General features: G+C 71.0%; 25 protein-coding genes. 11 read left to right on the forward strand and 14 right to left on the reverse strand.

Features of this window, described 5'->3' with window-relative positions:
* Positions 1-127: 127 nt before the first annotated feature.
* Both AB0D74_RS30125 and AB0D74_RS30130 read left to right on the forward strand, forming a co-directional pair.
* Positions 128-883: an SLATT domain-containing protein gene (locus tag AB0D74_RS30125; protein ID WP_362593929.1), complete on the forward strand. Its 756-nt coding sequence runs from the start codon at positions 128-130 to the stop codon at positions 881-883.
* Positions 884-1,244: 361 nt separating this feature from the next.
* Positions 1,245-2,399, forward strand: a complete 1,155-nt coding sequence (locus tag AB0D74_RS30130) for a Gfo/Idh/MocA family oxidoreductase (RefSeq protein WP_362593932.1) — start codon at positions 1,245-1,247, stop codon at positions 2,397-2,399.
* A gap of 19 nt (positions 2,400-2,418) precedes the next feature.
* Here AB0D74_RS30130 and AB0D74_RS30135 read toward each other — a convergent pair whose 3' ends face one another.
* Together AB0D74_RS30135 and AB0D74_RS30140 are read right to left on the reverse strand one after the other, a co-directional pair.
* Entirely contained in the window at positions 2,419-3,945 is a 1,527-nt protein-coding gene (locus AB0D74_RS30135) for a substrate-binding domain-containing protein (protein WP_362593935.1), read from the reverse strand.
* Positions 3,946-4,079: 134 nt separating this feature from the next.
* On the reverse strand, positions 4,080-5,879 hold the full coding sequence (locus AB0D74_RS30140) for a protein kinase (RefSeq protein WP_362593938.1): 1,800 nt from the start codon (positions 5,877-5,879) through the stop codon (positions 4,080-4,082).
* Positions 5,880-6,088: 209 nt separating this feature from the next.
* Here AB0D74_RS30140 and AB0D74_RS30145 point away from each other — a divergent pair, with 209 nt between their 5' ends.
* From AB0D74_RS30145 to AB0D74_RS30165, 5 genes are all read left to right on the forward strand, one after another.
* Positions 6,089-7,447: an aspartate aminotransferase family protein gene (locus AB0D74_RS30145; protein WP_362593941.1), complete on the forward strand. Its 1,359-nt coding sequence runs from the start codon at positions 6,089-6,091 to the stop codon at positions 7,445-7,447.
* A gap of 412 nt (positions 7,448-7,859) precedes the next feature.
* Complete coding sequence (locus AB0D74_RS30150) at positions 7,860-8,561, forward strand: GntR family transcriptional regulator (RefSeq protein ID WP_362593944.1); 702 nt, start codon at positions 7,860-7,862, stop codon at positions 8,559-8,561.
* Positions 8,558-10,978, forward strand: coding sequence for a dolichyl-phosphate beta-glucosyltransferase (locus AB0D74_RS30155; RefSeq protein ID WP_362593947.1), 2,421 nt, complete (start codon positions 8,558-8,560; stop codon positions 10,976-10,978). The genes AB0D74_RS30150 and AB0D74_RS30155 overlap by 4 nt, the downstream gene beginning before the upstream one ends.
* 78 nt (positions 10,979-11,056) lie before the next feature.
* On the forward strand, positions 11,057-11,707 hold the full coding sequence (locus AB0D74_RS30160) for a hypothetical protein (RefSeq protein WP_294002930.1): 651 nt from the start codon (positions 11,057-11,059) through the stop codon (positions 11,705-11,707).
* A 183-nt stretch (positions 11,708-11,890) separates the two neighbouring features.
* On the forward strand, positions 11,891-12,154 hold the full coding sequence (locus tag AB0D74_RS30165) for a hypothetical protein (protein ID WP_362593950.1): 264 nt from the start codon (positions 11,891-11,893) through the stop codon (positions 12,152-12,154).
* A gap of 113 nt (positions 12,155-12,267) precedes the next feature.
* Here AB0D74_RS30165 and AB0D74_RS30170 read toward each other — a convergent pair whose 3' ends face one another.
* From AB0D74_RS30170 to AB0D74_RS30185, 4 genes are all read right to left on the reverse strand, one after another.
* The gene (locus AB0D74_RS30170) at positions 12,268-12,714 is read right to left on the reverse strand and encodes a hypothetical protein (protein ID WP_362593953.1); all 447 of its coding nucleotides are present in this window, start codon (positions 12,712-12,714) and stop codon (positions 12,268-12,270) included.
* Complete coding sequence (locus AB0D74_RS30175; RefSeq protein ID WP_362593956.1) at positions 12,711-12,977, reverse strand: hypothetical protein; 267 nt, start codon at positions 12,975-12,977, stop codon at positions 12,711-12,713. Before AB0D74_RS30175 ends, AB0D74_RS30170 begins: the two co-directional genes overlap by 4 nt.
* 75 nt (positions 12,978-13,052) lie before the next feature.
* Positions 13,053-13,226 carry a hypothetical protein gene (locus AB0D74_RS30180; protein ID WP_362593958.1) on the reverse strand — a complete coding sequence of 58 codons (174 nt, stop codon included), beginning with the start codon at positions 13,224-13,226 and terminating at the stop codon, positions 13,053-13,055.
* 313 nt (positions 13,227-13,539) lie between these two features.
* On the reverse strand, positions 13,540-13,947 hold the full coding sequence (locus tag AB0D74_RS30185) for a hypothetical protein (RefSeq protein ID WP_362593961.1): 408 nt from the start codon (positions 13,945-13,947) through the stop codon (positions 13,540-13,542).
* Positions 13,948-14,071: 124 nt separating this feature from the next.
* Here AB0D74_RS30185 and AB0D74_RS30190 point away from each other — a divergent pair, with 124 nt between their 5' ends.
* Entirely contained in the window at positions 14,072-14,914 is an 843-nt protein-coding gene (locus AB0D74_RS30190; RefSeq protein ID WP_362593964.1) for a helix-turn-helix transcriptional regulator, read from the forward strand.
* A complete protein-coding gene (locus AB0D74_RS30195) occupies positions 14,911-15,153 on the forward strand; it encodes a DUF397 domain-containing protein (RefSeq protein ID WP_362593967.1) in 243 nt (80 codons plus the stop codon). The genes AB0D74_RS30190 and AB0D74_RS30195 overlap by 4 nt, the downstream gene beginning before the upstream one ends.
* 61 nt (positions 15,154-15,214) lie before the next feature.
* Here AB0D74_RS30195 and AB0D74_RS30200 read toward each other — a convergent pair whose 3' ends face one another.
* Both AB0D74_RS30200 and AB0D74_RS30205 read right to left on the reverse strand, forming a co-directional pair.
* A complete protein-coding gene (locus AB0D74_RS30200) occupies positions 15,215-15,598 on the reverse strand; it encodes a hypothetical protein (protein ID WP_362593969.1) in 384 nt (127 codons plus the stop codon).
* Between the two features lie 80 nt (positions 15,599-15,678).
* Positions 15,679-16,407, reverse strand: coding sequence for an SDR family oxidoreductase (locus AB0D74_RS30205; protein ID WP_362593972.1), 729 nt, complete (start codon positions 16,405-16,407; stop codon positions 15,679-15,681).
* A gap of 102 nt (positions 16,408-16,509) precedes the next feature.
* On the opposite strand from AB0D74_RS30205, the gene AB0D74_RS30210 reads away from it, so the two are divergent.
* Positions 16,510-17,394 (forward strand): LysR family transcriptional regulator, encoded by an 885-nt coding sequence (locus tag AB0D74_RS30210; RefSeq protein WP_362593975.1) that lies wholly within the window; start codon positions 16,510-16,512, stop codon positions 17,392-17,394.
* Here the strand turns inward: AB0D74_RS30210 and AB0D74_RS30215 are convergent.
* The 4 genes from AB0D74_RS30215 to AB0D74_RS30230 all read right to left on the reverse strand — a co-directional run bounded on the left by AB0D74_RS30215 (position 17,354) and on the right by AB0D74_RS30230 (position 23,580).
* Positions 17,354-18,739, reverse strand: a complete 1,386-nt coding sequence (locus AB0D74_RS30215) for a HupE/UreJ family protein (RefSeq protein WP_362593978.1) — start codon at positions 18,737-18,739, stop codon at positions 17,354-17,356. The genes AB0D74_RS30210 and AB0D74_RS30215 overlap by 41 nt on opposite strands.
* A complete protein-coding gene (locus AB0D74_RS30220) occupies positions 18,736-19,995 on the reverse strand; it encodes a DUF3500 domain-containing protein (RefSeq protein WP_362593980.1) in 1,260 nt (419 codons plus the stop codon). Before AB0D74_RS30220 ends, AB0D74_RS30215 begins: the two co-directional genes overlap by 4 nt.
* Before the next feature lie 305 nt (positions 19,996-20,300).
* The gene (locus AB0D74_RS30225) at positions 20,301-22,133 is read right to left on the reverse strand and encodes a 5'-nucleotidase C-terminal domain-containing protein (RefSeq protein ID WP_362593983.1); all 1,833 of its coding nucleotides are present in this window, start codon (positions 22,131-22,133) and stop codon (positions 20,301-20,303) included.
* Between the two features lie 163 nt (positions 22,134-22,296).
* Positions 22,297-23,580 carry an adenylosuccinate synthase gene (locus tag AB0D74_RS30230; RefSeq protein ID WP_362593986.1) on the reverse strand — a complete coding sequence of 428 codons (1,284 nt, stop codon included), beginning with the start codon at positions 23,578-23,580 and terminating at the stop codon, positions 22,297-22,299.
* A gap of 197 nt (positions 23,581-23,777) precedes the next feature.
* Between AB0D74_RS30230 and AB0D74_RS30235 the strand changes: the two genes are divergently transcribed.
* Positions 23,778-24,620, forward strand: coding sequence for a diacylglycerol kinase family protein (locus tag AB0D74_RS30235; protein ID WP_362593989.1), 843 nt, complete (start codon positions 23,778-23,780; stop codon positions 24,618-24,620).
* A gap of 54 nt (positions 24,621-24,674) precedes the next feature.
* Here the strand turns inward: AB0D74_RS30235 and eutC are convergent, their stop codons facing one another.
* Together eutC and AB0D74_RS30245 are read right to left on the reverse strand one after the other, a co-directional pair.
* Positions 24,675-25,433, reverse strand: a complete 759-nt coding sequence (eutC, locus tag AB0D74_RS30240; protein ID WP_362593991.1) for an ethanolamine ammonia-lyase subunit EutC — start codon at positions 25,431-25,433, stop codon at positions 24,675-24,677.
* Positions 25,430-26,812 carry an ethanolamine ammonia-lyase subunit EutB gene (locus tag AB0D74_RS30245; protein WP_362593994.1) on the reverse strand — a complete coding sequence of 461 codons (1,383 nt, stop codon included), beginning with the start codon at positions 26,810-26,812 and terminating at the stop codon, positions 25,430-25,432. Before AB0D74_RS30245 ends, eutC begins: the two co-directional genes overlap by 4 nt.
* Between the last annotated feature and the right edge of the window lie 149 nt (positions 26,813-26,961).

Consider the following 26,961-nt stretch of genomic DNA (forward strand, 5'->3'; position numbering starts at 1 on the left):
AAGGGTTCCCGTCGTCAGCATCCATTGTCAGGTCCAGTGCCAGATCCGTTGTCACGGACAGTGACCGCCCGGGAGCAGTTCCGGGATCGGTTTCGAGATCAGTTCGGGATCAGTTAAGGAGTGCCGGGTGGGTCAGCCGGAGATGCAGCCCGAGGGACCGCCTCAGGACGGGCGGGGCGACGAGGGCGCGGCCGGACTGCGGCCGGGTGATCTGACCGGGCGGGCGTTCCCGCTCGGCGACTGGGGCGAGCCGGCCGAGCGGCTCGACGAGCTGTACCGGTGGGTGGAGCGCGGGGCGCTGGAGACGGCCGGGTGGTACCTGGCGGACCGGGTCTGGAAGCGGCGCGGGGCGCGGGCGCTGCGGTGCGGGGCGGCGGTGGGAGCGGTGCTGGGGGCCGCGCTGCCGCTGCTCGACCTCACCGGGGTGGTGGGCGGGGTGGCGCCCTGGGGGTATCTCGCGCTGCTGCTGGCGGTGTCCTGCGTCGGCATCGACCGGTTCTTCGGGGTGACGTCCGGGTGGATAAGGGACATGGCGACAGCGCAGGCGGTGCAGCGGCGGTTGCAGGTGCTGCAGTTCGACTGGGCGTCGGAGAGTGTGCGGGAGGTGCTGGGTCCTGCGGAGGGCACGGCGAGTGAGGCGGCGGAGCGGTGTCTGGGGGTGCTGCGGAGGTTCTCGGAGGACGTGACGGAGCTGGTCCGTACGGAGACGGCCGACTGGATGGTGGAGTTCCGGACGGGGCCGGCGCCGCTGGGCATGCAGGCGACGGTGACGGCGGGGCCGCGGGCGGACGCGGGGCACCTGAACGGCCGCTTTCCGCTGCCGCCGAGCACGAACGGGGCTCGCCCGAACATGCCGAGACAACGCCCTCCCGAGCCCCGGTGAGGGGGGCGCGCGTGCCGTCGGTCCGGCGCGGCGTCGCGGGGGTCCTCGCGCAGTTCCCCGCGCCCCTAGGGGGTGGGTTGCTTCCGGCCGTGGTTCAGTGACGCCTCGTGGGGGCCGGTCGCGCAGTTCCCCGCGCCCCTGACGGGGCGCTGGAGCGGGCGGCGCCACAGACGCGCCCCCAAAGGGGCGCGGGGAACTGCGCGAGCAACCACGACGGACCCGCAGTCGACAGCGCACCCCGTCAGGGCCACGGAGGACGGGTCGTCGGGATTGTACGGACGCCCGAATGTCTTGACATCTGGAGAAGTGGCGCCGCATCGTGGGCACGCAGGGTCTGGACGGTCCAAGGAGGGGCAGCCCCATGGTGCGTACGCTCGGCGTCGCCGTCGTCGGATTCGGGTGGATGGGGCGGGTGCACTCGCAGGCCTACCGGCGGGTCCCCCACCACTACCCGGAGCTTCCGGTACGCGCCGAGCTGGTGAGCGTCGCCGAGGAGGTGCCGGGGCGGGCGGAAGAGGCCGCCGCGCAGTTCGGCTTCGCGTCCACCACCCGGGACTGGCGCGAGGTCGCCGCCGACCCGCGGGTGCACGCCGTCAGCATCACCGCCCCGAACTTCCTGCACCGCGAGATCGGCGTCGCCATGGCGGAGGCCGGCAAGCACGTGTGGATCGAGAAGCCGGTCGGGCTGACCGCGGAGGACGCCCGCGCGGTCGCGGAGGCGGTCGCGAAGGCCGGCGTGCAGGGGACCGTCGGGTTCAACTACCGCAACGCCCCCGCCGTCGCCCACGCCCGCGAGCTGATCGCCTCCGGCGAACTGGGCACCGTGACGCATGTCCGCGTCCGGCTGTTCAGCGACTACGCCGCACATCCCGACGGTGCCCTGACCTGGCGGTACGAGCGTGCCCGCGGCGGCGGTGGGGTGCTCGGCGACCTCGCCTCGCACGGCGTCGACCTGGCCCGCTTCCTGCTCGGCGACATCGAGTCGCTGGCCGCCGACACCGCCGTGTTCATCCCGGAGCGCGCGCGGCCCGCCGGTGCCACCGCCGGCCACACCCTCGCCACCGGCGGCGAACTCGGCCCGGTCGAGAACGAGGACTACGTCAACTGCCTGCTGCGCTTCGCCTCCGGCGCCCGCGGTGTCCTGGAGGCCTCCCGGGTCTCGGTGGGCGAGCAGAACAACTACGGCTTCGAGGTGCACGGCACCAGGGGCGCCGTCTTCTGGGACTACCGGCGGATGGGCGAGCTGGGCGTCAGCCTCGGCAGCTCCTACCAGGACCAGCCCGTCTCCACGGTCTTCGTCGGCCCCGGCCACGGCGAGTACGGTGCCTTCCAGCCCGGCGCCGCCAACGCCATGGGCTACGACGACCTCAAGGTGATCGAGGCCCGCAACTTCCTGCGGTCCGTCGCCGAGGGCACCGCCCACGGCCCGACCCTCCAGGACGCCGTGCACAGCGCGACCGCCCTCGACGCGATGAGCCGCTCGGCCGCGCAGGGGACGTGGGTCGCCCTCGGCTGACCGGCGCGGGCGGCGGGCGTCAGGCGCAGAGCTTCATGCCCACCGGCGCGTAGCAGGCCACATGTCCGTACGAGCGGATCACGTCCTGGCCGTTGCCCTTCTCGACGTACGACAGGAAGCTCGACGCCAGCGAGTCCGCCGCGGGCTGGCGGTAGGTGTACGCGTACTCGATCTCGCGGTACGGGTAGGTGCTGATGCCGCGCTCGATCGTGTCCACCGACGGGGCGATGGCGTCCAGGGAGAGGATGTGCAGGCCCTTCGCGCCCTCCGCCACGTTCAGCTCGGCGTAGCCGACCGCGCCCTTCAGCTCGGCCACCTCCGACAGCACCTGGTCGGTGGAGTCCAGCTCGCAGCGGATCACCTTGGCCGTCGGGTCGTCCTTGTGCACGCAGTCCACGGAGGAGTTGGCGATCTCGCCGCGCTTCAGCACCCGCCGCTGGAAGACCTGCCGGGTCCCGGAGTTGGCGTCCCGGCTGACCAGCACCACCGGCAGGTCGGGGCCGCCCAGCTGCTTCCAGTTGGTGATCTCGCCCCGGTACAGCCGTCGTACGTCGGCCGTGGTGAGGTTCCGCAGCGGCACGTCGTCGTTCACGACCAGGGCGAAGACCACCAGGGCGACCCGGTTCTCCTTCAGGTCGGGCATGTCGGTGGGCTTGGGCCCGTCGGAGAGGGCGATGACCGACGGTGAGCCCTTCTTCGTGGCGGCGCCGTCGCCGTTCAGCTCGCGGATCCCGGCGGTCGAGCCGTGCGCGTCCACGGTGATCGAGGCGCCCTCGCAGTCCTTCTCGTACTTCTTCGCCGCGTCCTGCATCACGGGGGCGAAGGCGGTCGAGCCGATGACCCGCAGCGAGCCCTTGGCGCAGCCGATCGGCGGCGGGGTGTCGTCGCGGGCCACCACGATCGTGGCGAGGGTGAGGACACTGAGCGTCAGCATGATGGTGATCAGCCGGGAGGCGCGGCTGAACAGGGGCGTGGCGTCGTCGGGCGTGGCGCTGCGGTTGGGGTGCACCTCGCCGTCGTGGATCCCGCCGACGATCCTGATGTCCCGGCCGACGTCACCGCCGGAGAGCAGCACGAGCAGTTTGAAGTGCTCGCCGTGGTTGAGCGGGACCCGCGGGATGCGCAGGGTGTTGCCCGAGTAGCCGAAGCCGCGGTCCGGGGTGAAGTGCGGCATGAGGTGGTCGCTGTCGGTGGGCTGGGTGACCGAGACGCCGCGGATGATGCGGTCGGTGAACACCGCGGTGAGGCCGTGCAGTTCGGGGCTGGTGTAGTCGTCGCGCCCGATGCCCTGGGAGCCGTCGTTCTCGATGCGCAGCAGGACCAGGGTGGCGTCGGCCATGTCCGGGGCCTCGTCGAAGAGGCCCAGCCGTCTGCCGATCCGGCCCGAACGGGCGTCGTCGCCGATCGGGTTGTCCATCTGGACGCGGTAGCCGATGCGTTTGCGGCGCGGGACGCGGCGCTCGTACCAGAAGATGCCCGCGGACGCGACGATGCCGAGCACCGCGGTGCCCACGGCGACGATGTTCTCCGCGCTCAGCCACTCCATGTGGGTGCCCCCGCCACTCCCCGGAGTCGAATGGTGGGGTCACCGTAAGGGGCCGGATGCGGCCGTGAAGGGACATATCGGTCGCCCGCACTGTTGTTCGCCGAACGTTCAACTGACGTGGAGAGACCGGCAGTTCACTGCTTGCTGTAGGTCAGGCTCTCGTCGCCGCCCTTCGTCACGCGCTTCAGCTTGCCGGCCGAGAGCAGGGTCACCTCGGTGGCCTCTCCCGCGGTGCACGACGAACGGGGCTTGCCCGCCGTGACCGTGGAGGGTCCGATCTCCAACGGGCCGTCCGAGCCCGGCTTCCCGGCGAGCTTCGCCGCGAACTCGCAGTGGTAGCCGGGGCCGTCCGCGACCAGGGTGAGGACCGTGTCGCCCACGGCGCCCTGGCGGATGGTGAGTTCGCGGGTGTTGTGGCCGGTGTCGTTGTCTATCGAGGTGGCCCAGGTGCCGAGGAAGCCGCTCGGGACGGTGCCTTTCGCGGCGGCCGAGGGAGAGGGCGACTCGGCGGGCGTCGACTCCGAGGAGGCGGTCGGGGCGGTGGCCGACGGGGCGCGGGTGCCCTGGCCGGCCGCCTTGTCGTCCGCGCCGTCGCCGCCGCTGTTCATGAGCCCGTAGACCGAGCCGCCCGCGGCGAGCAGCACGATCAGGGCGATGGTGACGAGCAGGGCGGTGGAGCGGGTGGTGCGGCGGGGCTCCTCTGCGGGGAGGGGGTCGTAGAGCGGGGGCGGGGGAACGGGAGGGTAGATCTGGGTGGGGTCGGGAGCGGGTTCCGGGGCGGTCGCGGCGTAGGGGTTGTACGGGTTCGGCGAGGACTGCGGGTGCTGGTGGGGCTGGTTCGGGTAGCCGTAGGCCGGGTGGGCGGGGGCGTGTTCAGGGGACGGCGGGTCGAGTGTCGGCTGCGGGTGGGTGGGGGCCGGTCGCGCAGTTCCTCGCGCCCCTTGGTCTGCCGGCCCTTGCGTCCATTGATTCGTGGCCGCGGATGCCGACCCCCCGTGCAACGCCCCGGAGACCGTCGGGTCCTCCGCCTCCAGCAGTTCGACGGCGTGGCGGCCGAGCTGGGCCACCAGGCTGCCGGGGAGCCACGGGTCCCTGGAGCGGCCCTCCCAGACCGTGGCGCCGGCGCCCGTCCGGGTCAGGATCGCGTCGAGGGACGGACGGGCCGCCGGGTCCTTGCGGAGGCAGTCGCGGACCACGTCGGCGATGTCCTCGGGGAGGCCGGAGAGGTCCGGGTCCTCCTGGGCGATCCGGAACATCAGGGCGTGGGCGCCGCCCTCCGTGGAGCCGAAGGGGAGCCGGCCGGTGGCCGCGTAGGCGAGCACCGAGCCGAGGCAGAAGATGTCGCAGGCCGGCGTGATCCGGTCGCCGCGCACCTGCTCGGGGGCCATGAACCCGGGCGAGCCGAGAAGGGAGCCGGTCTGGGTGAGCCCTTCGCCGGGCAGTGTCTCCAGCGCCCGGGCGATGCCGAAGTCGATGACCCGGGGTCCCTCTATGGTGAGCATCACGTTGGACGGCTTGAGGTCCCGGTGGATGATCCCGGCCGCGTGGATGTTGCCCAGCGCGTGCGCGAGCCCGGCGGCGAGGATGCGCACCGACCGCTCGGGCAGCGGCCCGTGGTCGTGCTCGACGACCCGCTGGAGGCTCGGCCCGGCCACGTAGCCGGTGGCCACCCACGGCACGGCGGCCTCGGTGTCGGCGTCGAGCACCGGCGCGGTCCAGAACCCGCCGACCCGCTGCGCGTTGCGGACCTCCTGCCGGAAACGCGCCCGGAACTCCTCCTGCTGGGCGAGTTCCGCCCGCACCAGCTTCACGGCGACGGTACGGCCGCGCTCCGACCGGGCGAGGTACACGTGCCCCATCCCGCCCGCGCCCAGCCGTGCCAGCAGCCGATAGCTCCCGATGTGCTGCGGATCCCCCGGCCCCAGCTTCTCCATGGCAGATCCGCCCCTCGCTCACACTTGTGATCGAGCCGAGAATAATGCGGCCGTTCCAGGGATCGCGCAGCGCCATGTCTACGGTTACGTAACAGGCACCGGAAGCGGGCCGTGTCCCCAGGCTGTGGACAACCTGTCGCGGAATCCCCCCGGCCACGGAACAGGTCGCCGATACCGCTCCCCCACCGGTCGCTCCTACGCTCCCCCGCATGACCCCTCAGCCCAGTCCCCAGGCCGGCGCCGCCGTGAAGGCGGCCGATCGTGCGCACGTCTTCCACTCCTGGTCCGCGCAGGACCTCATCGACCCGCTTGCCGTGGCCGGCGCCGAGGGGTCGTACTTCTGGGACTACGACGGCCGCCGCTACCTGGACTTCACCAGCGGGCTCGTCTTCACCAACATCGGGTACCAGCACCCGAAGGTCGTCGCCGCCATCCAGGAGCAGGCCGCGCGGATGACGACCTTCGCGCCCGCCTTCGCCGTCGAGGCGCGGTCGGAGGCGGCCCGGCTGATCGCCGAGCGGACGCCCGGCGACCTGGACAAGATCTTCTTCACCAACGGGGGCGCGGACGCGATCGAGCACGCCGTGCGGATGGCCCGGCTGCACACCGGCCGCCCGAAGGTGCTGTCCGCGTACCGCTCGTACCACGGCGGCACCCAGCAGGCGATCAACCTCACCGGCGACCCGCGCCGCTGGGCCTCCGACGGGGCCGCCGCCGGGGTCGTGCACTTCTGGGCGCCCTTCCTCTACCGCTCCCGGTTCTACGCGGAGACCGAGGAGCAGGAGACCGCGCGGGCGCTGGAGCACCTGGAGACGACGATCGCCTTCGAGGGGCCGGGTACGGTCGCGGCGATCGTGCTGGAGACCATCCCCGGCACCGCCGGGATCATGGTGCCGCCGGCCGGGTACCTCGCCGGGGTCCGGGAGATCTGCGACAAGTACGGGATCGTCTTCGTCCTGGACGAGGTGATGGCCGGGTTCGGGCGGACGGGTGAGTGGTTCGCCGCCGACCTGTTCGGGGTCGTACCCGATCTGATGACCTTCGCCAAGGGCGTGAACAGCGGCTATGTGCCGCTCGGCGGGGTGGCCATCGGCGCGAAGATCGCCGAGACCTTCGCCAAGCGGGCCTACCCGGGCGGGCTGACGTACTCCGGGCACCCGCTGGCCTGTGCCGCCGCGGTCGCCACCATCAACGTGATGGCGGAGGAAGGGGTCGTCGAGAACGCGAAGCGGCTGGGTGCCGAGGTGGTCGGACCGGCGCTCGCCGCGCTCGCCGAGCGGCATCCGAGCGTCGGCGAGGTCCGCGGGGTCGGCATGTTCTGGGCGCTCGACCTCGTGAAGAGCCGGGAGACCCGGGAGCCGCTGGTGCCGTACAACGCGGCCGGGGAGGCCAACGCGGCGATGGCCGCGTTCGGGGCGGCGGCGAAGGAGCACGGGGTGTGGCCGTTCGTGAACATGAACCGGACGCATGTCGTACCGCCGTGCAATGTGAGCGAGGCCGAGCTGAAGGAAGGGTTCGCGGCGCTGGACGCGGCACTGAGCGTGGCCGACGAGTTCACGGTGGCTTGAGGTCGCGTGTCGGGTGCGGGTGCGTGGGGGCTGGCCGCGCAGTTCCCCGCACCCCTGAAGGGGCGCCCCCGCACCCGTAGGGACTGGGCACGCCCACGCGGCGGCAGCCATGAATCCGGCACAGCGCCCCGCACCCCTGAAGGGGCGCCCCCGCGCCGTAGGGACTGGGCGCGCCCACGCGGCGGCAGCCGCAGATCCGGCACAGCCCCGCGCCCCTGAAGGGGCGCCTCGGCGGAGCGCTTCTCGCAGGCGTTCGCCACAGACAGCTCACAGGAGCCGTAGAAGAGACCCATGGGTAGCTTCGCTGGGCCGGAAGGAGTACACGCGGAACCCGAACGCGTAAGGTGGCGTGCTCGTACATGTACGTGTAAGCGAGCACGTCACCCGAACGCGTGAGGAGAGGCACCCCACGATGCCCGGCAACGGCGCTGTGACGCGCAGTACCCTGCGCCAGCAGATCGCGGACGCGCTACGCGACGAGGTGCTCGCCGGGCGGCTCCAGCCGGGCCGGGAGTTCACGGTCAAGGAGATCGCCGAGCAGTACGGGGTCTCCGCCACACCGGTCCGCGAGGCGCTGGTCGACCTGTCCGCGCAGGGCATCCTCGATGCCGACCAGCACCGCGGCTTCCGGGTGCCGGAGTACACGCTCGCCGACTACCGGGGCATGATCGAGGCCCGCAGCCTGGTCACCGACGGCATGTTCCAGGCGCTCGCCGACGGCCTCCACCCCGCCTTCAAGGACCCCGAGGAGCCCCGGGTGGCCGCCGCCCTCGCCGCGGTCCGGCGGCGCGGCGAGGAGGCGCAGCGCGCCGCGACCGCCGGTGACCTGACCGTCCTCATCGGCTACGACCTCCGGTTCTGGCGGGAGCTGTCCGCCCTCTTCGGCAACCCCTACCTCGCCGACTTCCTGCACCGGCTGCGTGTGCAGTCCTGGGTGTGCGCGGTGCGGCACCTGCGCCGGCTGCCCGATCTACGCGGGTATCTGTGGTCCCGGCACACCGAGTTGGTCGACGCGCTGTCGCGCCGGGACGCGGAGGCCGCCCGGGGGATCGTCACCGCGTACAACACGCACTCTCTCGCCCTGATCGAGCGACTGGCGGAGAAGGACGGATGACCGCGCCCACGACCGTCGACCTTTCCGTCGTCATCCCGGCGTACAACGAGGAGGAGCGGCTCGGCCCGACCCTCGACGCCGTCACCCGCTACCTCGCCGACAACGAGAGCCGCTTCGGGTCCTGGGAAGTGATCGTCTCCGACGACGGCTCGACGGACGGGACCCGCGAGGTCGCTGCCTTACAGCACCCGAAGGTCCGGCTGGTCGCCGCCGACCGCAACCGGGGCAAGGGCAGCGCCCTGCGCCTCGGCGTGGCCGCGACCGCCGGCAGCCGGGTGCTGGTCACCGACGCCGACCTCGCGGCGCCGATCGAGGAGCTGGAGCGGCTGGACAAGGCGCTCAGCGAGGGCGGCGCCGCGGCGATCGGCTCGCGGGCGGTGCCGGGCGCGGAGATAGCCGACCGCCAGCACCGGCTGCGCGAGCTGCTCGGCCGCGCCGGGAACCTGCTGATACGCGCGACCGCCGTGCCGGGGCTCAGGGACACCCAGTGCGGGTTCAAGCTCTTCGACGGCGACCTCGCCCGCGAGGCCTTCGCCGACTCCCGGCTCGACGGCTGGGGCATCGACGTCGAGGTCCTCCAGTACCTGCACCGCGACGGCCACGTGATCACCGAGGTCCCGGTCCGCTGGAGCCACCGGCCCGGCTCGAAGGTGGGCCCGCTGGACTACCCGAAGGTCCTCGCCGACCTGGCCCGGCTCCGCGTCCGCCGGGTGCGCCCGGCCGACCTGCTGGTCGCCGTCCTCTTCCTCGTCCTCTCCGTCGCCCTCTACTCGGGCCGTTTCTTCGACCCCGGCCACCGCTACCTCACCGACTCCATCCAGGACCAGAACCAGTGGGAGTGGTTCTTCGCGGTGACCGCGGACAACCTCGCGCACCTGCGCAACCCGCTCTTCTCCGACTTCCAGAACTTCCCCGACGGCGTCAACCTCATGGCCAACACGGTCATGCTGGGCCTGTCCGTCCCCTTCGCCCCGCTGACCCTCCTGGCCGGTCCGGCGGTCTCGCTCTCCGTCTGCATGGCGCTGGGCCTCGCCGCGACCGCCGTCGCCTGGTACTGGCTGATCGTCAGGCGGGTGGTGCGGCACCGGGGCGCCGCCTTCGTCGGCGCGGCCCTCGCGGCCTTCGCGCCGCCGATGGTCAGCCACGCCAACGCGCACCCCAACTTCGTGATCCTGTTCATGATCCCGCTGGTCATCGACCGCGCCCTGCGTCTCGCCACCGGGGAGCGGGTCAGGCGGGACGGGATCGTGCTCGGCCTGATGGCGGCCTACCAGGTCTTCCTGGGCGAGGAGCCCTTCCTGCTGGCGGCGCTCGGGATGACCCTGTTCGCCCTCGCCTACACGGTGGTCCGCCCCGAGGTGGCCAAGCAGGCCTGGCGTCCGCTGGGCAAGGGCCTGCTGATCGCCGGGGCGGTCTGCCTCCCGCTCGTCGCCTTCCCGCTCTACTGGCAGTTCTCGGGCCCGCAGAGCTACCACAGCATCCTGCACGGCGACAACGCCGGAAACAGCCCCCTCTCGCTCCTCGCCTTCGCCGAACGCTCGATGCTCTACGGGGACGCGGGCCGCGCCAACGAGCTCTCCCTCAACCCCACCGAGCAGAACGCCTTCTACGGCTGGCCGCTGGTCCTGGTCGCCTTCGGGATCGTCGTACGGCTGTGGGAACGGCCGCTGGTCAAGGCGCTCGCGTTCACGTCGGTCACCGCGGCCGTGCTGTCCATGGGCCCGGAGATCCGCATCCCGCTCACGGAGACGGTGTATCCGGGGCCCTGGGCCCTGGTGCGGAAGTTCCCGCTCTTCGAGTCCGTCATCGAGGGCCGGGTGGCGATGATCTGCGCACCCGTGCTGGGCGTCCTGCTCGCGGTCGCGGTCGAGAAGGTGCTGGCCACCCGCCGCGTCGGCGCCCAGTACTTCGGCCTGCTGGCCGTCGCCCTGGCCCTGCTCCCGATCGTCCCCGCCCCGCTCAAGTCCGAACAGCGGGAGGCGGTCCCGTCGTTCATCAGCAGCGGGGCGTGGAAGTCGTACGTGGGCAAGGGCGAGTCCCTCGTCCCCGTCCCGCTCCCGGACCCCGGCTACGCGGAGGCCCTGCACTGGCAGACCAGCACCGGTCTCGGCTTCAAGATGCCCGGCGGGTACTTCAACGGCCCCTACGGCGCCGACCGCATCGGCATCTACGGCGCCGTCCCGCGCTTCACCTCCAGCATGCTGCGGGACGTCCGCTACAGCGGGAAGGTGCCGGTGATCGGCAAGAACTGGCGCGCTCAGGCGAAGAAGGACTTCGCGTACTGGAAAGCGGGGGCCCTGGTGGTCGCCCCGCAACCCAATGACGAGAAACTACGACAGGCGGTGGAGGCCCTGACCGGAAAACCCGGTAAGTGGACCGGTGGGGTCTGGGTATGGGACCTGCACGAGGGGAGCTGACCGGCGCCGCACGGACTACTCTTCCCTGACCACCTAGCTGAGCACTCGCTGTGAACGCGCTGATATGAGGAGCCCTCTTTGGCCTGTGACCTCTGGCTGGTACCGCTGGTCGACGTGTTGTGCCACACCCCCGACAATCCGTTCGCCGAGGAACTCGCGCAATACAACAAGGTGCTCGCCGAGGCCGGGCTGCCCCCGGTGCCGGTGTACCAGTACATGCCGGGCCTGTCCGGCGAGGTCGCCCCGGTGGCCGGCTTCGACTACGACGCACTCCATTTCCTCCGCCGCGCCTACCTCCTCCAGGTCTGCGGGCTGCCCGTCTCCCCCGTGGACGACCTCGGCGGCGACTACGAGCAGCTGCTGGAGATGTTCGAGTCGACGGCCCAGCAGTCCCACTTGGTCTGGCACTACGACCACGCGGGCGCCTACGTCCCGGTCGACTTCCCGAGGCCGCTCTCCAGCGACGAACTCCTCGCCAGCGGTGGCCCGCTGGGCTCCTCCCACGCCCTGCTGCGCGAGCTGGAGTACGTCGCCCCGTCGATCGGCATCGACCCGGCCAACCCTCCGGCCCCGCCGCAACCTCCGGCCGCCCCCACCGACTTGGAGGAGCCGGCGGTCCCCGCCCCCTACGACCCGAGCCCCTTCGCCCGGGAACGGCACGTGTGGCTGGGCCTGCACGCGGCGGCCACCCGCAGCCTGGCCCAGGGCTCGATGATCGTCTTCAGCTGACGCCGGATCACGCTGACACCCGATCACCCTGACGTCCACTCACCCTGACGACCGGTCACCCGTATGCCGGTGCCCCCGTATGGCTCCTCCGAAGAGCGCCGCGCGCGATGTCGATCTAGCCTCCGAATTGAGCGCTTATCAGTTCATATGACCACGCGCTCCCATCAGCTCAAGGAGGAGAACATGCGCAAGCTCCACAAGGCAGCCGCCGTGATCGCCATCGTCGGCGGCGTCGGCTTCCTGGGCGCCGTCCCGGCCACCGCCCTGCCGGCGCAGCAGCACGCGTACGGCGGCGGCGGTGGCTGCCGGTCCCACGACTTGAACCTCGACATCCTCGGCAACGTCGGCATCCTCAACGGCCTCGCCGGCAACCTCATCAACGGCGAGGGCAGCCCGGGCGGGCAGGTCACCGACCTCGGTTCCGACTGCGGTCGCGGCGGCTGGTAGGCGGCACGCACCACTGAAGCGGCCGTAAGCCGCGTATTCATCTCTGTGTGAGTGAAAAAGGCTCCGGACCGTTTCCCGGTCCGGAGCCTTGGGGTGTGCCCGCGGGGCCGCGGTCAGCCCTGCTCGACGATCCGGATGGTGCGGATGCCCGTGCCCCGGTACCGCATCGGGGTCCTGGTCAGGACGGGACGGCCACGCGGCCACTCGACGGTCGGCAGAGCGAGGTGCAGCACATGGGCGCCGCTCCAGTCCGGCTCGTCCTTCCCCTCCTCCGGCTCACCGTTCGCGGCCCGCAGTCGCTTGCCCACAGCCGTGGCCGCCGCGAAGTCGAGCCCCTCGATATTGACGGACGGCAGCGCACCGACGTGCTCCGCGACCCCGGCCCGCTCCCGCTCCGCGGCAGCCAGGCTCACCGCGGGGATGTAGACCCGCAACGCGGCGTCCTTCTCCGCCTCCACGACCAGCCGGGAGGCCATGCTGTTACCGGCACCGAGCGCCAGGGCCGCCGTGTCGTCGAAGATGACGGCACGCGGCAGCGGGTACCGCTCCCCCTCGGTCACTGGACCTCCCCGATACGCCCGGACTCGATGTCGGCCCACAGCTTCTCGCCGGCCTTCTCGTCCTCTTCCGTGTAGGGCCGCCCGAGGAAGTGCTCCTCGACGTAAGCCCTGGTCTCCTCGTACCGCTTGCGCAGCTCGTCCTTGGTGGGCGTGGCCCCGGCCAGCTCCGCCACGAAGTCCCGCATGCTCATCCCGCGTTCCCGGGCGAGCTCCTGGAGACGGTCACGGACAGCGGGGTCGACCTTGATCGTGGTGTCAGCCATGAGCACAGTATACCGTCGGTATACCACCTCGGGGCGTACGAGTGTGACAGTCAACGACGTTCCCTTCTCTGCTTTCTAGGCCGCCATCAGGCGAACTTTTTGCATTTCACCCGCCGGTGTCGCGGATTCGTACGGCCTCTCGAACACCTCGCAGACCGTCGAGTACTGCCGGGTCACCGGGTCCCGCGACACCACCCGCCGCAGATACCGCCGTTCCTCCAGCTCACGCAGGGAAGCGACGACCGACATGCACCCTTCCCGCCGCCGCTCGGCAAGAATGCGCTCCGTGATCCAGGCCCCGTCCGGCAGCCCCAGGAGGTACGCCAGTACGCCCGCCGCTCCCCCGGACAGACGTCGGCACCCGAAACGGGACTGGGCAAGGGCTGCGAAGGCGCGCACAGGCGCCATACGATGAACGCGCATCCGGAGTTGCTCTCTCCCGGTGTCGAGCCCCCGGGTGTTGGCGCACCGCGGGGGCAATCTGTTGATCGCGACTCTAGGGCCCCGCAAAGCAGCGAACGCAAGCCGCAATCCCTTTTTCCTGGCCCTGTGTTGACGATTTTCACTCCGCCGAGTGAAGCGCGGAACGCAACAACCGCGTGTGCACGAAACGGCCGTGCGCGGTCGGCCGGTACCGCCACGACAGCGGCCACGTCATGTCGTCCAGCGCGGGAACCGGGACGTACGACACCCGCGCCGGAACGGCGGTCAGCCTGGTCACCTCCGCAGGCCAGGGCAGATGGTCCGTGCTCCCGGCCGATACCAGGAAGTACACACACCGCCGCCCGCTGGCGACCTCGATGACGGGCCCGGGATCACCCCCGGTCATCTCCGCGAGCCGATCGGCGAGCCGCCGCCCCCACTCCCCGTCGTCCACCCGGACCGCGTCGAACTGGACACCGGCTTTGCGAAGTTGAACGCCGGCTGCGGGCAGCCAGGCGAGGTTTAAAGGGTCACTTTGGGTGTTCATGGGACCAGTTTCGGCAGGTCCGGCTACCGTCGCCATAACCCAGAGTCAAGAGCCGCAAACTCTGGGAATTCGGGGTCCGCTGGTTGTGACCGGTTGAGTTCGGTTGAGTTCGGGGGTGACCGCAATGGCACGGGCCGAGAACAAGGCGGAGGCGGGCAGCACGGCACAGCTCCTGGCCGCCCTCGCGAAGGCCTTTCGCGAGCAACAGGAACTGACACAGGAGGAATTGGGCAAACGCATCGGCTACACCGGCTCCGCGATCAGCGCGATGGAGACGGGAGCGCAGCCCGCCAGCGACAAGATGCTCGCCAAGCTGGAGGAGACGATCGGCGGCGGCCTGGGCATCTTCGAGAAGGCCCGCAGGTTCGTGCTGCTGGACAGGTATCCGGCCCAGTTCAAGAACTTCGCGCTGGTGGAGCAGGAGGCGGTGACGTTGTCGTCGTACCAGACGGTCGTGGTCGACGGCCTGTTCCAGACACCGGAGTACGCGCGTGCGCTGATCGGCGGGGGCTTCCCGAAACTGCCGGAGGAGAAGGTGGAGGAGCTGGTCGAGGCACGGGTGGCACGGCGGGCGCTGTTCGACCGGGCAGACCCGACGGCCATGATCGAGGTGATCCTGGAGGAGTCGGTACTGCGGAGGCCGTTCGGGAGCTGGGAGGTGATGCGTGACCAATTGCGGTCGCTTGGGGAGGACGCCCAGAGGGACAATGTCAGTATCCAAGTGCTGCCAGCAGACCGGGGGTTGAGGGCCGGACACGCGGGCGCACGCGGCGATATGCAACTGGTGGAGACCAAGGAACACCACCGCTTGGTCTACATGGAGATCGAGGACGAAAGTGTGCTGGTCAGCGATCCCGCAAAGGTCGCTCGGCTCATGCACCGGTATGCGAAGATCCGAACTCAGGCGCTGAGCTCGGACGACTCGCTGAGCCTCATCCGGAAGTTGGCAGGAGAAGAGCGGACATGACGAGCACCCTGCGTTGGTTCAAGTCGAGCTACAGCAACGACAGCGGCGGGCAGTGCGTCGAAACCGCCTACACCTGGCGCAAGTCGTCGTACAGCAACGACAGCGGCGGCGACTGCCTCGAAATATCCCCCTGCCCCCAAGCCATCCACATCCGCGACTCCAAGACGGCCCCCGACGGCCCCCACCTCACCCTCTCCCCGGCCGCCTGGGCCGCCTTCCTGGAGGACACCGCCCCGTAAGGGGCGCGGGGAACTGCGCGACCAACCACGACGGCGCCGCAGACGAATAACGGCGAGGCGTCTAACCGAAGACGGTGAACAGGGCGAGCGCGGGCCCCGCCGCGTACACGAGCACCCCCACCGCCAGGGCGGTCCACGGTCGCCGCATCTGTACCGCCCCGAGCACGACCGTGACGACCGCGACGCCCAGCGCGACCCACGGCCCGAGCATCGCGACGAGGATCCAGACGCCGGAGTCGTCGCAGAACCGCGCTGTCCCGGCCGAGGTGCCGCAGCTGTCACCGGCGAAGGCCATGCCGAAGAACAACAGCCCGTTGACGGCGACGGCGACCGCGAGCAGCAGTCCGGCCACCAGGGCGAAGACGACCCCGAACGGCCTGCGCGGCACGGGACGCGGCGCCGGGTACGGCGGGTACGGCGGGTAAGCAAGCGGCGGAAAGCTCATGTCCCCCATCTCACCGCCCTCGGCGCGTCCCCGCCTGAGTAGAGCTACTCAACAGCGGTGAGCTCGTGCCCCGGGGTGGGTCACCAGGGCACCTCCCCGTCGTCGTCGAAGAAGCGGCCGGTCGGACCGTCGTCGGGCAGGGTGGCGAGGCGGATGGCGGTCGCCGCGCCCTGCTGCGGGGTGCGGTGGCCCTGGAAGCCGTTGAGGTCGGTGGCGCAGTAGCCGGGGCAGGCGAGGTTGATCAGGATGTTCGTGCCCTGGAATTCCCTGGCGTACTGGACGGTGACGCCGTTGAGGAACGTCTTGGACGGCGAGTAGGCGACGGCGACCGGGCCCATCTGCGCGCCCGGCGTGGTCTGCCGGGTGAGGGAGCCGACGCTGCTGGACACGTTGACGATCCGCGGGGACGGCGAGCGGCGCAGCAGCGGCAGCATCGCGTTGGTGACGCGGATGACGCCGATGACGTTGGTCTCGACGGCCTCCCGTACCGTCGCGAGGTCGGCGGTGGTCGGTGTCTGGGCCGTGCCGCCGGTGACACCGGCGTTGTTGACGAGCGTGTCGAGGCGGCCGGCGAGGTCCTCGACCAGCGCGGCGGCAGCCGCCACGCTCGCGTCGTCGGTGACGTCGAGCGGCACGCCGAACGCGTCGACGCCCGCCGCCCGCAGCTTCGCGACGGCGGTCTCCCGGCGCTCCGCGTCGCGCGCGCCGACGCCGACGCGCCAGCCGAGGGCGCCGAGGCCGGCCGCGATCTCGTAGCCGATGCCCTTGTTCGCGCCGGTGACCAGCGCGGTCTTCTGCTGTTCGGTCATGCCTCGATCCTGTCCGGGCACAGGCCGGGGCGGCCAACACCGATCGGGTGAGGATCGATACCGCAGGGGTATCGGTCCCGGCCGGATCGCTAGCATGGGGGTGTGGAGACGCGGGAGTTGCGGTACTTCGTGGCCGTCGCCGAGGAGCTGCACTTCGGGCGGGCGGCCCAGCGGCTCGGGATGGCGCAGCCCCCGCTGTCGCGGGCGATCAGCCAACTGGAACGGCGGCTCGGGGCGAAGCTGCTGGAACGCACCAGCCGTGCGGTCGCCCTGACCGAGGCCGGGTCGGTGCTGCTGCGGGAGGCCCGGGCGGCGCTGGACGCCGTCGAGGCCGCCGAGCAGCGGACCCGGCGCGCGGCGCTCGCCGCCACCGGCAGGCCGGGGGTGGTGCTGGCCACGAAGGCGGGCGCGTCCGGCGAGCTGCTGGCGAAGCTGCTCGACGCCTACGCCGCCGAACCGGACGCGGTCACCGTCGATCTGCTGCTGTGCGGGGTCGGCGAGCAGGAGCGGATGCTGCGTGACGGACGGGCCGACGTGGCGTTGCTGCACCTGCCGTTCGACTCCACGGCGGGCTTCGACAGCGAGGAACTGCTGACGGAGGGCCAGGTGCTGGTGGTGCCGGCCGGGCATCCCCTCGCCGTCCGCGATCAGGTGCGGACGGCCGAGGTCGCCGAGCAGCCCGGGCTGCCCCCGGCGCGCTGGCGAGGCCGCGACGGCAGGTACCCCGAGGGGCCCGGTCCGGAGGTCCGGGACCAGGCCCAGCTGTACCAGTTGGTCGCGCTGGGCCGCGCCTGCTGCGTGGTGCCGGAGTCCGTCAGGACCCAGTTGCGCGAGGACCTCGCCGCCGTCCCGGTGGTGGACGCGCCGCCGGTCACCACCGTGATCGCGTGGCCGCCGCACAGCCGCTCCCGGGCCGTCGCCGGACTGGTCGGCGCCGCCACGCAGCTCACGAGCGGTCCGGGGCCGCGCGCCATCGGAGCGGTCTGAGTCCGCCCTGCGGTGTGTTGCGGATGCGGGTGGTCAGGGACCACGCGGTGCTGGTGAGGGCGCCCAGCGTCAGGACGGCCAGCAGCAGCGTGGTGTGGGAGCCCGCGCTGTCGGCCGCGCGGGCGACCGGGTTGGGCAGGCCGAGGCGGTCGGCCAGCCAGCCGAGGGCCGCGATGCCGGTGAGTGTCGCGCCGGTGAGACGGAGGGCGGGCTGGACGCGGACGCGGGCCAGGACCAGGAGCGAGGGCAGGGCGAGGCAGACCAGCAGCAGCTGGACCAGTTCGATGCCGAGGTTGAAGCCGAGCAGGCTGGTGACCAACTGGCCGGTGGAGAGGTGCATCTCGGCGAGCACGAAGGAGAACGCCATGCCGTGGCCCAGGCCGAAGACGCCCGCCACGACCGCTTCCCGCCCGGGGAACAGGGGCCGGATCGCGTGGATCGCGCCGACCAGGATGCTCGCCGCGATGAACGCCTCCACCGGCCAGGACGGGATGTCGAGCCGGCCCAGGGAGCTCGCGGCGAGGGCGACCGAGTGGCCGGCGGTGAAGGCGAGGGTGATGCCGCCGATGCGGGCGAGTGCCTTGCGGGGGCCGACCAGGCCGGTCCACCGGCCGCCGGTCGCGGCGAGGGGGGCCGGCAGGAGCAGGATCAGCAGGAAGAGCAGGTGGTCGGTGCCGGTGAGGATGTGGTTGCCGCCGAGTCCGACCATCGCGACGAAGCCGCGCCAGGTGCTGCCGGGGCCGAGGTCGACCTTGAGGGCCGGGACCTTCATGTGCCGGACGTCGAGCTCGATGGTGCCGACCTGGGTGGTGCCTTCGCCGTCGACCTGGCCGTTCGCCCAGTCCTGGCGGACCGTCACGAGAGTGACGTGGGTGACGACCTGGTGCACGATCACGTCGTAGCGGAAGGTGAAGTGGCGTACGTCGGCGCCGGCGGGCGGGGTGAGGACCGCGGCGACGGTCAGTTCGCGGTAGGGGCCGGTGGACGTCTGCTGGGTGGCGCTCAGGCGCATGGAGCCGACGGCGACCCGCCAGGCCCTGCCGCCGGTCGTGGTCGGGTGGATGTGCTTGAGCAGGTACGCGCGGACGGCGGCGGCCCGGGACGGCAGTTGGGCCTTGGTCGTGCCGGTGAGGTCGATCCCGCTGGCCCGGGAGAAGTCGCTGACCGGCAGCTCCAGGCGGGCGGAGACCGAGGACCGGTAGACGTCGAGCTGCACCACCGAGTGCGGCATCGGATGCGCGGCGGCCGGCGACGCCCCGAGCAGGAGCGCCGCCGGTACCACGATCGCGATCCCGGCCACCAGGCGTGCGAGCGCTGCGGTCAGCCAGTTTCGCGGTCCGGTCATGAGAAGGAGAACTCGCTGCCGTAGTCGCGGGTGTGGTCGCGGTACACGGTGTGGTAGTGGACCTGGTTCCGGAACACGACACCGTCCTGGCAGACGAACTCGATCCAGACGCTGGGGCCGTCGATGCGGACGTAGTCGCCCTGGGTGTCCAGGCCCGTGCCTCCGGAGTAGGAGATGTAGGTCTGGTCGAGCTCCTTGGCGTACGTCTTCATGAGCTGCGCGGCGGTGGCGTCGTCCGCGTCCGCGACCCAGGGGCGCATCGCGGCGAGGACCAGCTTCTTCTGCTTCGGCGACAGCTCGCTGACCTTGATGCCTTCCTTGGTCTCCGGGAAGTCGCCGTCCTTGTTCGGGCCGAGCAGCACGTCGCTGAACGACTCGGACAGCTTGGCCTCGGCCAGCTGCGCCGTGCTCAGGCTGGCGGTCAGCTTGAGCATGCCGTCACGGAACCTGTTCAGCGGCGCGACCGTGGTGCCGTCGGTCGTGGTCCAGCTGGAGGGCTCGACGCCGGTGAAGTACGGGCTGGCGCCGACGACCTTGCCGTGCTTGTACGTGATGTTCACGGCGAGGTGGTGACCGCCGAAGTGCAGCTGCCAGGTGCCGGTCGCCGACGGGGTGCCGAGGAACGCCAGGAAGTACTGGCTGCTGCCGTACCCGCCGCCACCGCCGCCGGTGCCGCCGGAGGGCGGGGCGCCCGTGGGGGCGTCGGTGGGGACGGCGGTGTCGGTGGCCGTCGCGCTCGGGTCCGCCGAGGCGGAGCCGGTGGGGGCGTCCGTGGGCGCGCCGGCAGAGCTGGTGGCCTGGGCCGAGGCGAGCACGTCGTCGGCCGCGAGGGTCTGCAGGACGTGCTGGTAGCCGGTGTCCTTGCCGGTGCCCAGGGCCTCCTTCAGGACCGCCTCGGCCGCGGCGATCTGGTCGGTGGTCAGCGAGCTGAACTCGATGCCGACGCGGCAGGAGGAGCCGCACGGCAGGTTCGACCAGGCGGTCGCGTTGGCCTGGCTGAAGTCCAGCAGCATCGCCGACTGCTCGTCGGAGGTGAGCGTGTTGAGGAACGCGTTGGCGGCACTGACCACGGCCGCGGTGCCCTTGGCCTTCTTGTTCACCGGGCGCTGGACACCCACGCCGGATTTCTGGGCTCCTTCGGTCGAGGCGTTCGCCACGGCGAATCCGCCGCCGACCAGGACTATGGCCGTGGCGGCACCGGCCACACCCCGCCATGTCCGCACCGTACGCACCCGACGGGTTCTTTCTCGACTCACGAATCTCTCCTTCGGAGACAGGGGGAGAAAGGCATGAAAAAGCGCAACAGCCGTACGGGAGATACCCGTTGGCCTGCTGTGACGCCACGGACAGTACCAACAAGGCCGTTGACACTCAATGCATGAAAGGCGACTGAAGAATAGCTTCCAATGACCTTCTAAATCCTTCAGAATTCACAGCTTTTCAGAATTCACAGATTGGTTTGGATTCGCTGGGAGAATTGACAGGTTCCACTTGTCGCGCAAACAAAAAAATGGCGGCCCCACACGAGGTGGGACCGCCACGAAGCCGCAGCAGGCGAGCGCTAGAAGACGGGCGTGCCGCCCTGCGTCAGCTTCCAGTTGACGGCCGCGAAGGCCGCCGGGTCGATGGTGCCCTTGGCCGTGGCGTAGGCGACCATCAGGTCGCGGACCTGGTTGGTGGAGCTGTAGGCGATCTCGGCGGCGGCGATGTGCGGGTAGCCGGAGCCGCCGTTGGCACGGTAGTTGTTGACGGCGACGACGAAGACCTGGTCGTCGGCGACCGCGGTGCCGTTGTAGCTCAGGTTCTTGATGCGGGAACCCTCGGCCGCGGCGATGTCGATCTCGTAGTCGACGCCGGCCGCCATGTCGTACATGTAGTCCCAGAAGCTGTTGGCGTTGGTGAGCGTGGCGGTGTCGACCGCCGTGCCCGCCGGGACCTGGTGGTAGTACTTCGCCGCGTACTCCAGGTAGTCCTTGAGCTGGGCGCCGGTGAGCTTCTTGCCGTAGAGGGTGTTCTCGTAGACGTAGAGGCCCGCGACGTCGCGGATGGTCACGTCGCCGGCCGGGATGGTGGCGGTGCGGCTGAAGCACGCGGCCACCGAGATCAGCGGGAGGGCGGCGTCCGCCGCGGACAGGCCCGCCTTCACCGCGTCCATCTGGACCTGCTGGATGAAGTCGATCGCGGGGACGTCCTTCCAGCAGGCCTCCGCCGTCGTCATCGCCGCGGTGCAGGTGCCGATCGCGGTGTTGACGTACGTGACGACCAGCTGGTGGTCGGCGGTGAGGAGTTCGGTGATCCGCGGGTCCTCGGCGACCGTGTTGCTGTTCAGGGTGGTGGCGGTCTTCTTGGTGATCTTCCAGGAGTGGTTGACCAGCTCCAGCTCGAAGTCGAAGCGGGAGAGGCGGTAGCCGTAGCAGTACGGCTCGGAGAGGAGGACGTCCTCGCCGGTCTCCGCGTTCTTCACCGTGTACGTCGGGACGTCGACGTGGGTGTGGCCGACGAGGATCGCGTCGATGCCGGGGACCTGCTCGGCGACCAGGTTCGACGCGTTCTCCACGTAGGGGAGTTCGTCGCCCCACGAGGTCGAGCCGTCCAGGCCCGAGTGGTCGGTGAGGAAGACGACGTCGCAGCCGAGGGCGCGCAGCCGCGGCACGTACTTCTTCGCCTGCTCGACCAGGCCCGTGAAGGCCATCTTCCCGGAGACGTTGTCCTTGTCCCACAGGGCGATGCCCGGGTTGGTGAGGCCGAGGATGCCGACCTTGATGTCGGGGCCGTGCGGGACCTTGATGTGCTTGACCGTGTAGGGCCGGAAGGCGGGCCGCAGCGTCTTGGCGTCCAGCGCATTGGCGCCGAGCAGCGGGAAGTCGCACTGCTTCTCGAAGGTGCGGACCGTCTCGATGCCGTAGTTGAACTCGTGGTTGCCGAGGGCCGCCGCGTCGTACCGCATCTCGTTCATGGCGATGGCCATGGGGTGCTTGGGGCCGCGCTTGCCGTTCTTGCCGGTGATCGGGTCGACGCTCGCGTAGTAGGAGGCGAGCGAGGTGCCCTGGATGATGTCGCCGGCGTCGACGAGGAGGACCCGGTCCGCGCCCTCTTCCTTGCGGATGTTCTTCACCAGGGTGGCGATGCGGGCGATGCCGTAGGTGTTGCCCTTGGAGTCCACGGGCGCCGCGTTGGTGTAGTAGTCCCAGTTGAAGACGTGGCTGTGCAGGTCGGTGGTGCCCAGGATGGAGAAGCTCCAGGTCTTGGGCGCCTTCGGCGGCTTGGCGTGGCCGTGGCCGGCCTCGGCGGCCTCGGCACTGCCGGTACCGACCGTTCCCGCGACGGCCACGGCAGCGCCGGTGACGGCCGACTTCTGCACGAACTCACGGCGGTTCATGGGATTGACGGGCATTCAGGGCTCCTGGGATGGCGGAGAGGACGGGTGTGGCATGCGGGAGGCGGCGGGCTACCCGCGTAGATGCTGACCGTCGCCCGTTACCGGCGTAACCACGGAAAGCCCAAGGGCCGGTCAAGGATTACCAAGACCGGCCCAAGTGTGTCGTCCAACCGCGGCCCTACAGGAACGAGTTGATCTCGATCGTCTCGTCCCGGCCCGGGCCCACGCCGATCGCGGAGATCGGGGCGCCGGACATCTCCTCCAGCGCCTTGACGTAGTCCTGCGCGTTCTTCGGCAGGTCCGCGAAGGACTTGGCCTTGGTGATGTCCTCGGACCAGCCCGGCAGCGTCTCGTAGATCGGCTTCGCGTGGTGGAAGTCGGTCTGCGAGTACGGGAGTTCCTCGACCCGCTTGCCGTCGATGTCGTAGGCGACGCAGACCGGGATCTGCTCCCAGCCGGTCAGCACGTCGAGCTTGGTGAGGAAGAAGTCGGTCAGGCCGTTCACGCGGGTCGCGTAGCGGGCGATGACCGCGTCGAACCAGCCGCAGCGACGGTCCCGGCCGGTGGTGACACCGCGCTCCCCGCCGATCCTCCGCAGCGCCTCGCCGTCCGCGTCGAAGAGCTCGGTCGGGAACGGGCCGGCGCCGACACGGGTCGTGTACGCCTTGAGGATGCCGATGACCCGGCTGATCTTCGTCGGACCGACACCGGAACCGGTGCAGGCGCCGCCCGCGGTCGGGTTCGACGAGGTGACGAAAGGGTACGTGCCGTGGTCGATGTCGAGGAGCGTGCCCTGCCCGCCCTCGAAGAGGACGACCTTGTCCTCCTCCAGCGCCTGGTTGAGGACCAGGACCGTGTCGGCGACGAACGGAGCGAGCTTCTCCGCGTAGCCGAGCAGCTCCCCGACGACCTGCTCGACGGCGATCGCGCGCCGGTTGTAGAGCTTGGTCAGCATCTGGTTCTTGACGTCGAGGGCCGCCTCGACCTTCTGGGTCAGGATCGACTCGTCGTACAGGTCCTGGACCCGGATGCCGACGCGGTTGATCTTGTCCGAGTAGGTGGGACCGATGCCGCGCCCCGTCGTACCGATCTTGCGCTTGCCGAGGAAGCGTTCCGTCACCTTGTCGACGGTCACGTTGTACGGCGTGATGATGTGCGCGTTACCGCTGATGAGGAGCTTGGACGTGTCTACGCCACGCTCGTTCAGACCGCTCAGCTCGGAGAGCAGGACCGACGGGTCGACGACGACACCGTTGCCGATGACCGGGACACACGTGGGCGAGAGGATTCCGGAAGGGAGGAGGTGCAGTGCGTACTTCTGGTCGCCTACGACGACCGTGTGGCCGGCGTTGTTGCCGCCCTGATAACGCACCACGTAGTCGACGGATCCGCCTAGCAGGTCCGTCGCCTTTCCCTTGCCTTCGTCACCCCACTGAGCACCGAGCAGCACAAGTGCGGGCACGCGCGTACACCCCTTCCGGGCGGGGCATGTCCAAGGTCAGGGGCGTACGCGTAAGGTTCGTCGCCGCGTACCACCGCGACCGTCGTTGGCCGCACAACCGTCGGACCGGATGCCCCGGAATAGACGAAGCCCCTGGCGCAATAGCGCAAGGGGCTCTTGCACAGTGATGCTACCCGAGGAAGCGAGGCACGACCGAGGTGGCGACATTCGCGAGGGCCGATCAGCTGCTGGTGATCATCGATCCGGCGGCACGGGAGACGGACGGCGAATCCGTCCGGATCGCGAAAGACGTGCTCAGCGCGGGTGCTGCCGCGAAGGTGTGCATGCCGGACGGCCCCGAGGAATTCGCCCGCGTGCTGTCCCGCAGGGGCTCGCGGCGGCCGGTGGTCGTCGGGGACGACGGCGCGCTGGTCCGTGCCGTGACCTTCCTGCACCGCAGGCGGGAGCTGGCCGACTGCGTGCTGTCCATGGTCCCGGTCGGGGGTGCGCTGGGCGTCGCGCACGCGCTGGGGGTGCCCGCCGGTGCGGTGGCGGCGGCCCGGGCGGTCCTGGACGGGGTGGAGCGCCGGATGGACCTCCTCGTCGACGACAGCGACGGGGTGGTGCTGGGCGCGCTGCGGATCCCGCCGCCGGCGGTCGCGGCGGCCAGGGCCCCGGAGCCGGTGCCGGCCAAGGGGTGGCTGCGGCCCTACCAGCACCTCGTGCGCTCCCTGTCCGCGCGCCCGGCCTCCGTCCCTGCCGTGCCCGGACCGCCCGCGCGGCTGCGGGTGGAGGTCGACGGGGAGACGGTCGTGGACCTGGACCAGCCGGTCGAGGGCATCTCGGTGACCCCGGGCGGCCCCGACGGCCTCGCCGAGGTGGAGGTACGCCCGCTGTCGGTGGGCGCGGAGGCGACCCCGGTACGGGCCGCGGGGCGCACGGTGACGGTGGCGGGCGCGGACTTCCGGTACCGGGCCGACGGCGGCCTCGCCGGTCCGGTACGGCGCCGGACCTGGCGGGTGGTGGAGGGCGGGTGGGGGCTCACGGTGCCGGGGGCGTGAGCTGTCGGGACGCGCCGGGCAGGCGTGGTCTCCGCGCAGCGGACCGGCCGGAACTCAGGGCGTCCGCTCGACCACCGGTCCGTGACCGGTTTCATCCTTGAGGTCCACCCCGGTCCGTCCCAGCTCCCGCGCCCTCCTCATCAGGTCCGCCAGCTTCGCCGCCGCCGTCTCGTACGGCAGCCCCAGGGGTGGCCGGATGTTGGACAGGCAGTTGCGGTCGGCGTCCGTCGTGGTGCCCGGCACCGGCCGGTAGGTCAGGTAGGCGCCCAGGGAGTCCGCCGCCGACATGCCGGGGCGTTCGCCGACGAGGACGACCACCATCGGCGTGCCCATCGCCGACGCGATGTCGTCGCCGAGGGCCACCCTGGCCTGTTCGGCGAGGACCACCGGGGCGATGCGCCGGTCCGGGAGGCGGGCCGTCGTCGCCCGGATCATCGGCGCCGCGTGTTCGTGCACCGCGCGGCTGGAGAGCCCGTCGGCGACGACGAAGACGACGTCCCAGTCGCCGGCCGGGAGGTGGGCGCGGTCCACGGGGTCGAGGCGGCGGCCCAGGTCGGGGCGCTGGAGGTAGGTCAGCCGGTCACCGGCCGCGCTGCGGACCCGTACCGTCGGCATGCCCCGCAGCCCGGCCGTCACGGTGTCCGGGACGAACGGCGAGTGCACCGCGTCCCGGGCCGCCGCGTGGGCCGCCTGGAGGCCGAGGCGGTGGCGGGTGGGGAGGGCGGAGCCGGCGCGGCCGAGGCCGATCCTGGCCTGGGTGCGGCGGCGGAGCAGCGGCCACAGTTCGTCGTTCCTGACAGCCGTCCCGGTCATGCGGCCAGTTCCCTTCCGATGGCCGTCAGCGGGTGGCCGCCGACCTCGCGTACGCCGCCGTCCTCGGCCAGCAGCCCGATCGACTCCAGCCACGCCTCGAACTCCGGTGCCGGGCGCAGGCCCAGGACCTCGCGCAGGTACAACGCGTCGTGGTACGAGGCCGACTGGTAGTTGAGCATGATGTCGTCGCCGCCCGGCGTGCAGATCACGAAGGACGCGCCCGCGACGGCGAGCACGGTCAGCATGGTCGCGATGTCGTCGTCATCGGCGTCGGCGTGGTTCGTGTAGCAGATGTCCAGGCCCATCGGCAGGCCGAGGAGCTTGCCGCAGAAGTGGTCCTCCAGGGCGGCCCGCAGGATCTGCCGCCCGTCGTAGAGGTACTCGGGGCCGATGAAGCCGACGACGGTGTTGACCAGGAGCGGGCGGTAGCGGCGGGCGACCGCGTACGCGCGCGCCTCCACCGTCTGCTGGTCCACCCCGTGGTGCGCGTCCGCGGACAGGGCGCTGCCCTGCCCGGTCTCGAAGTACATGACGTTGTCGCCGACGGTTCCGCGGCCGAGCGCGCGTGCCGCCTCGTACGCCTCGTCGAGCAGGCCGAGGGTCACGCCGAAGGAGGCGTTCGCGGCCTGGGTGCCCGCGACGGACTGGAAGACCAGGTCGACCGGGGCGCCGCGCTCCATGAGGTCCACGCTGGTGGTGACGTGGCAGAGCACGCAGGACTGGGTGGGGATCGAGTAGCGGGTGATCACGCCGTCCAGGAGCTCCAGCAGGTCGCGGACCGCCCTGGGGCTGTCGGTCGCCGGGTTGATGCCGATCACCGCGTCGCCGGAGCCGAGGAGGAGGCCGTCGAGGAGGGCTGCCGCCACGCCCGCCGGGTCGTCGGTGGGGTGGTTGGGCTGCAACCGCGTGGCGAGCCGTCCCGGCAGGCCGATCGTGGAGCGGAACGCGGTGACCACCCGGACCTTGCGGGCGACGGCGACCAGGTCCGCGTTCCCCATCAGCTTGGACACGGCGGCGGCCATCTCCGGCGTGACCCCGGGCGCCACCGCGGCCAGCGCCGCGGTGTCCGCCGTCAGCAGCCACTCCCGGAACTCGCCGACCGTGAGGCCCGCGACGGGTGCGAAGGCGGCCGTGTCGTGCGTGTCCAGGATCAGCCGGGTCACGTCGTCGTCCTCGTACGGGATCACCGGCTCGGTCAGGAAGGCGGTGAGCGGCACCTCCGCCAGCGCCCAGCGCGCCGCGACCCGTTCCCGTGCGCTCGCGGCGGCGAGACCGGCCAGCCGGTCGCCGGAGCGTTCGGGGCTCGCGGCGGCCAGCAGGCGGGCCAGGGAGCCGAAGCGGTGGCGTTCGCCACCGAGGGTGGCCGTGTACGTGGTCATGGCGGCGACCGTACGAGCCGGGTGTTGCCGACAGATTGCGCCAGATTTCTAAAGGTCTGGTTGACAAACATTTAACGCGCCAAGACCCTCGGCGGACTCATTCGGCCTACAGAGTTCCGGTTCGTCACAGCAGGCCGGCAGCAGGAGAG

It is taken from the genome of Streptomyces sp. NPDC048278 (assembly GCF_040652195.1).
Classification (GTDB): Bacteria; Actinomycetota; Actinomycetes; order Streptomycetales; family Streptomycetaceae; genus Streptomyces.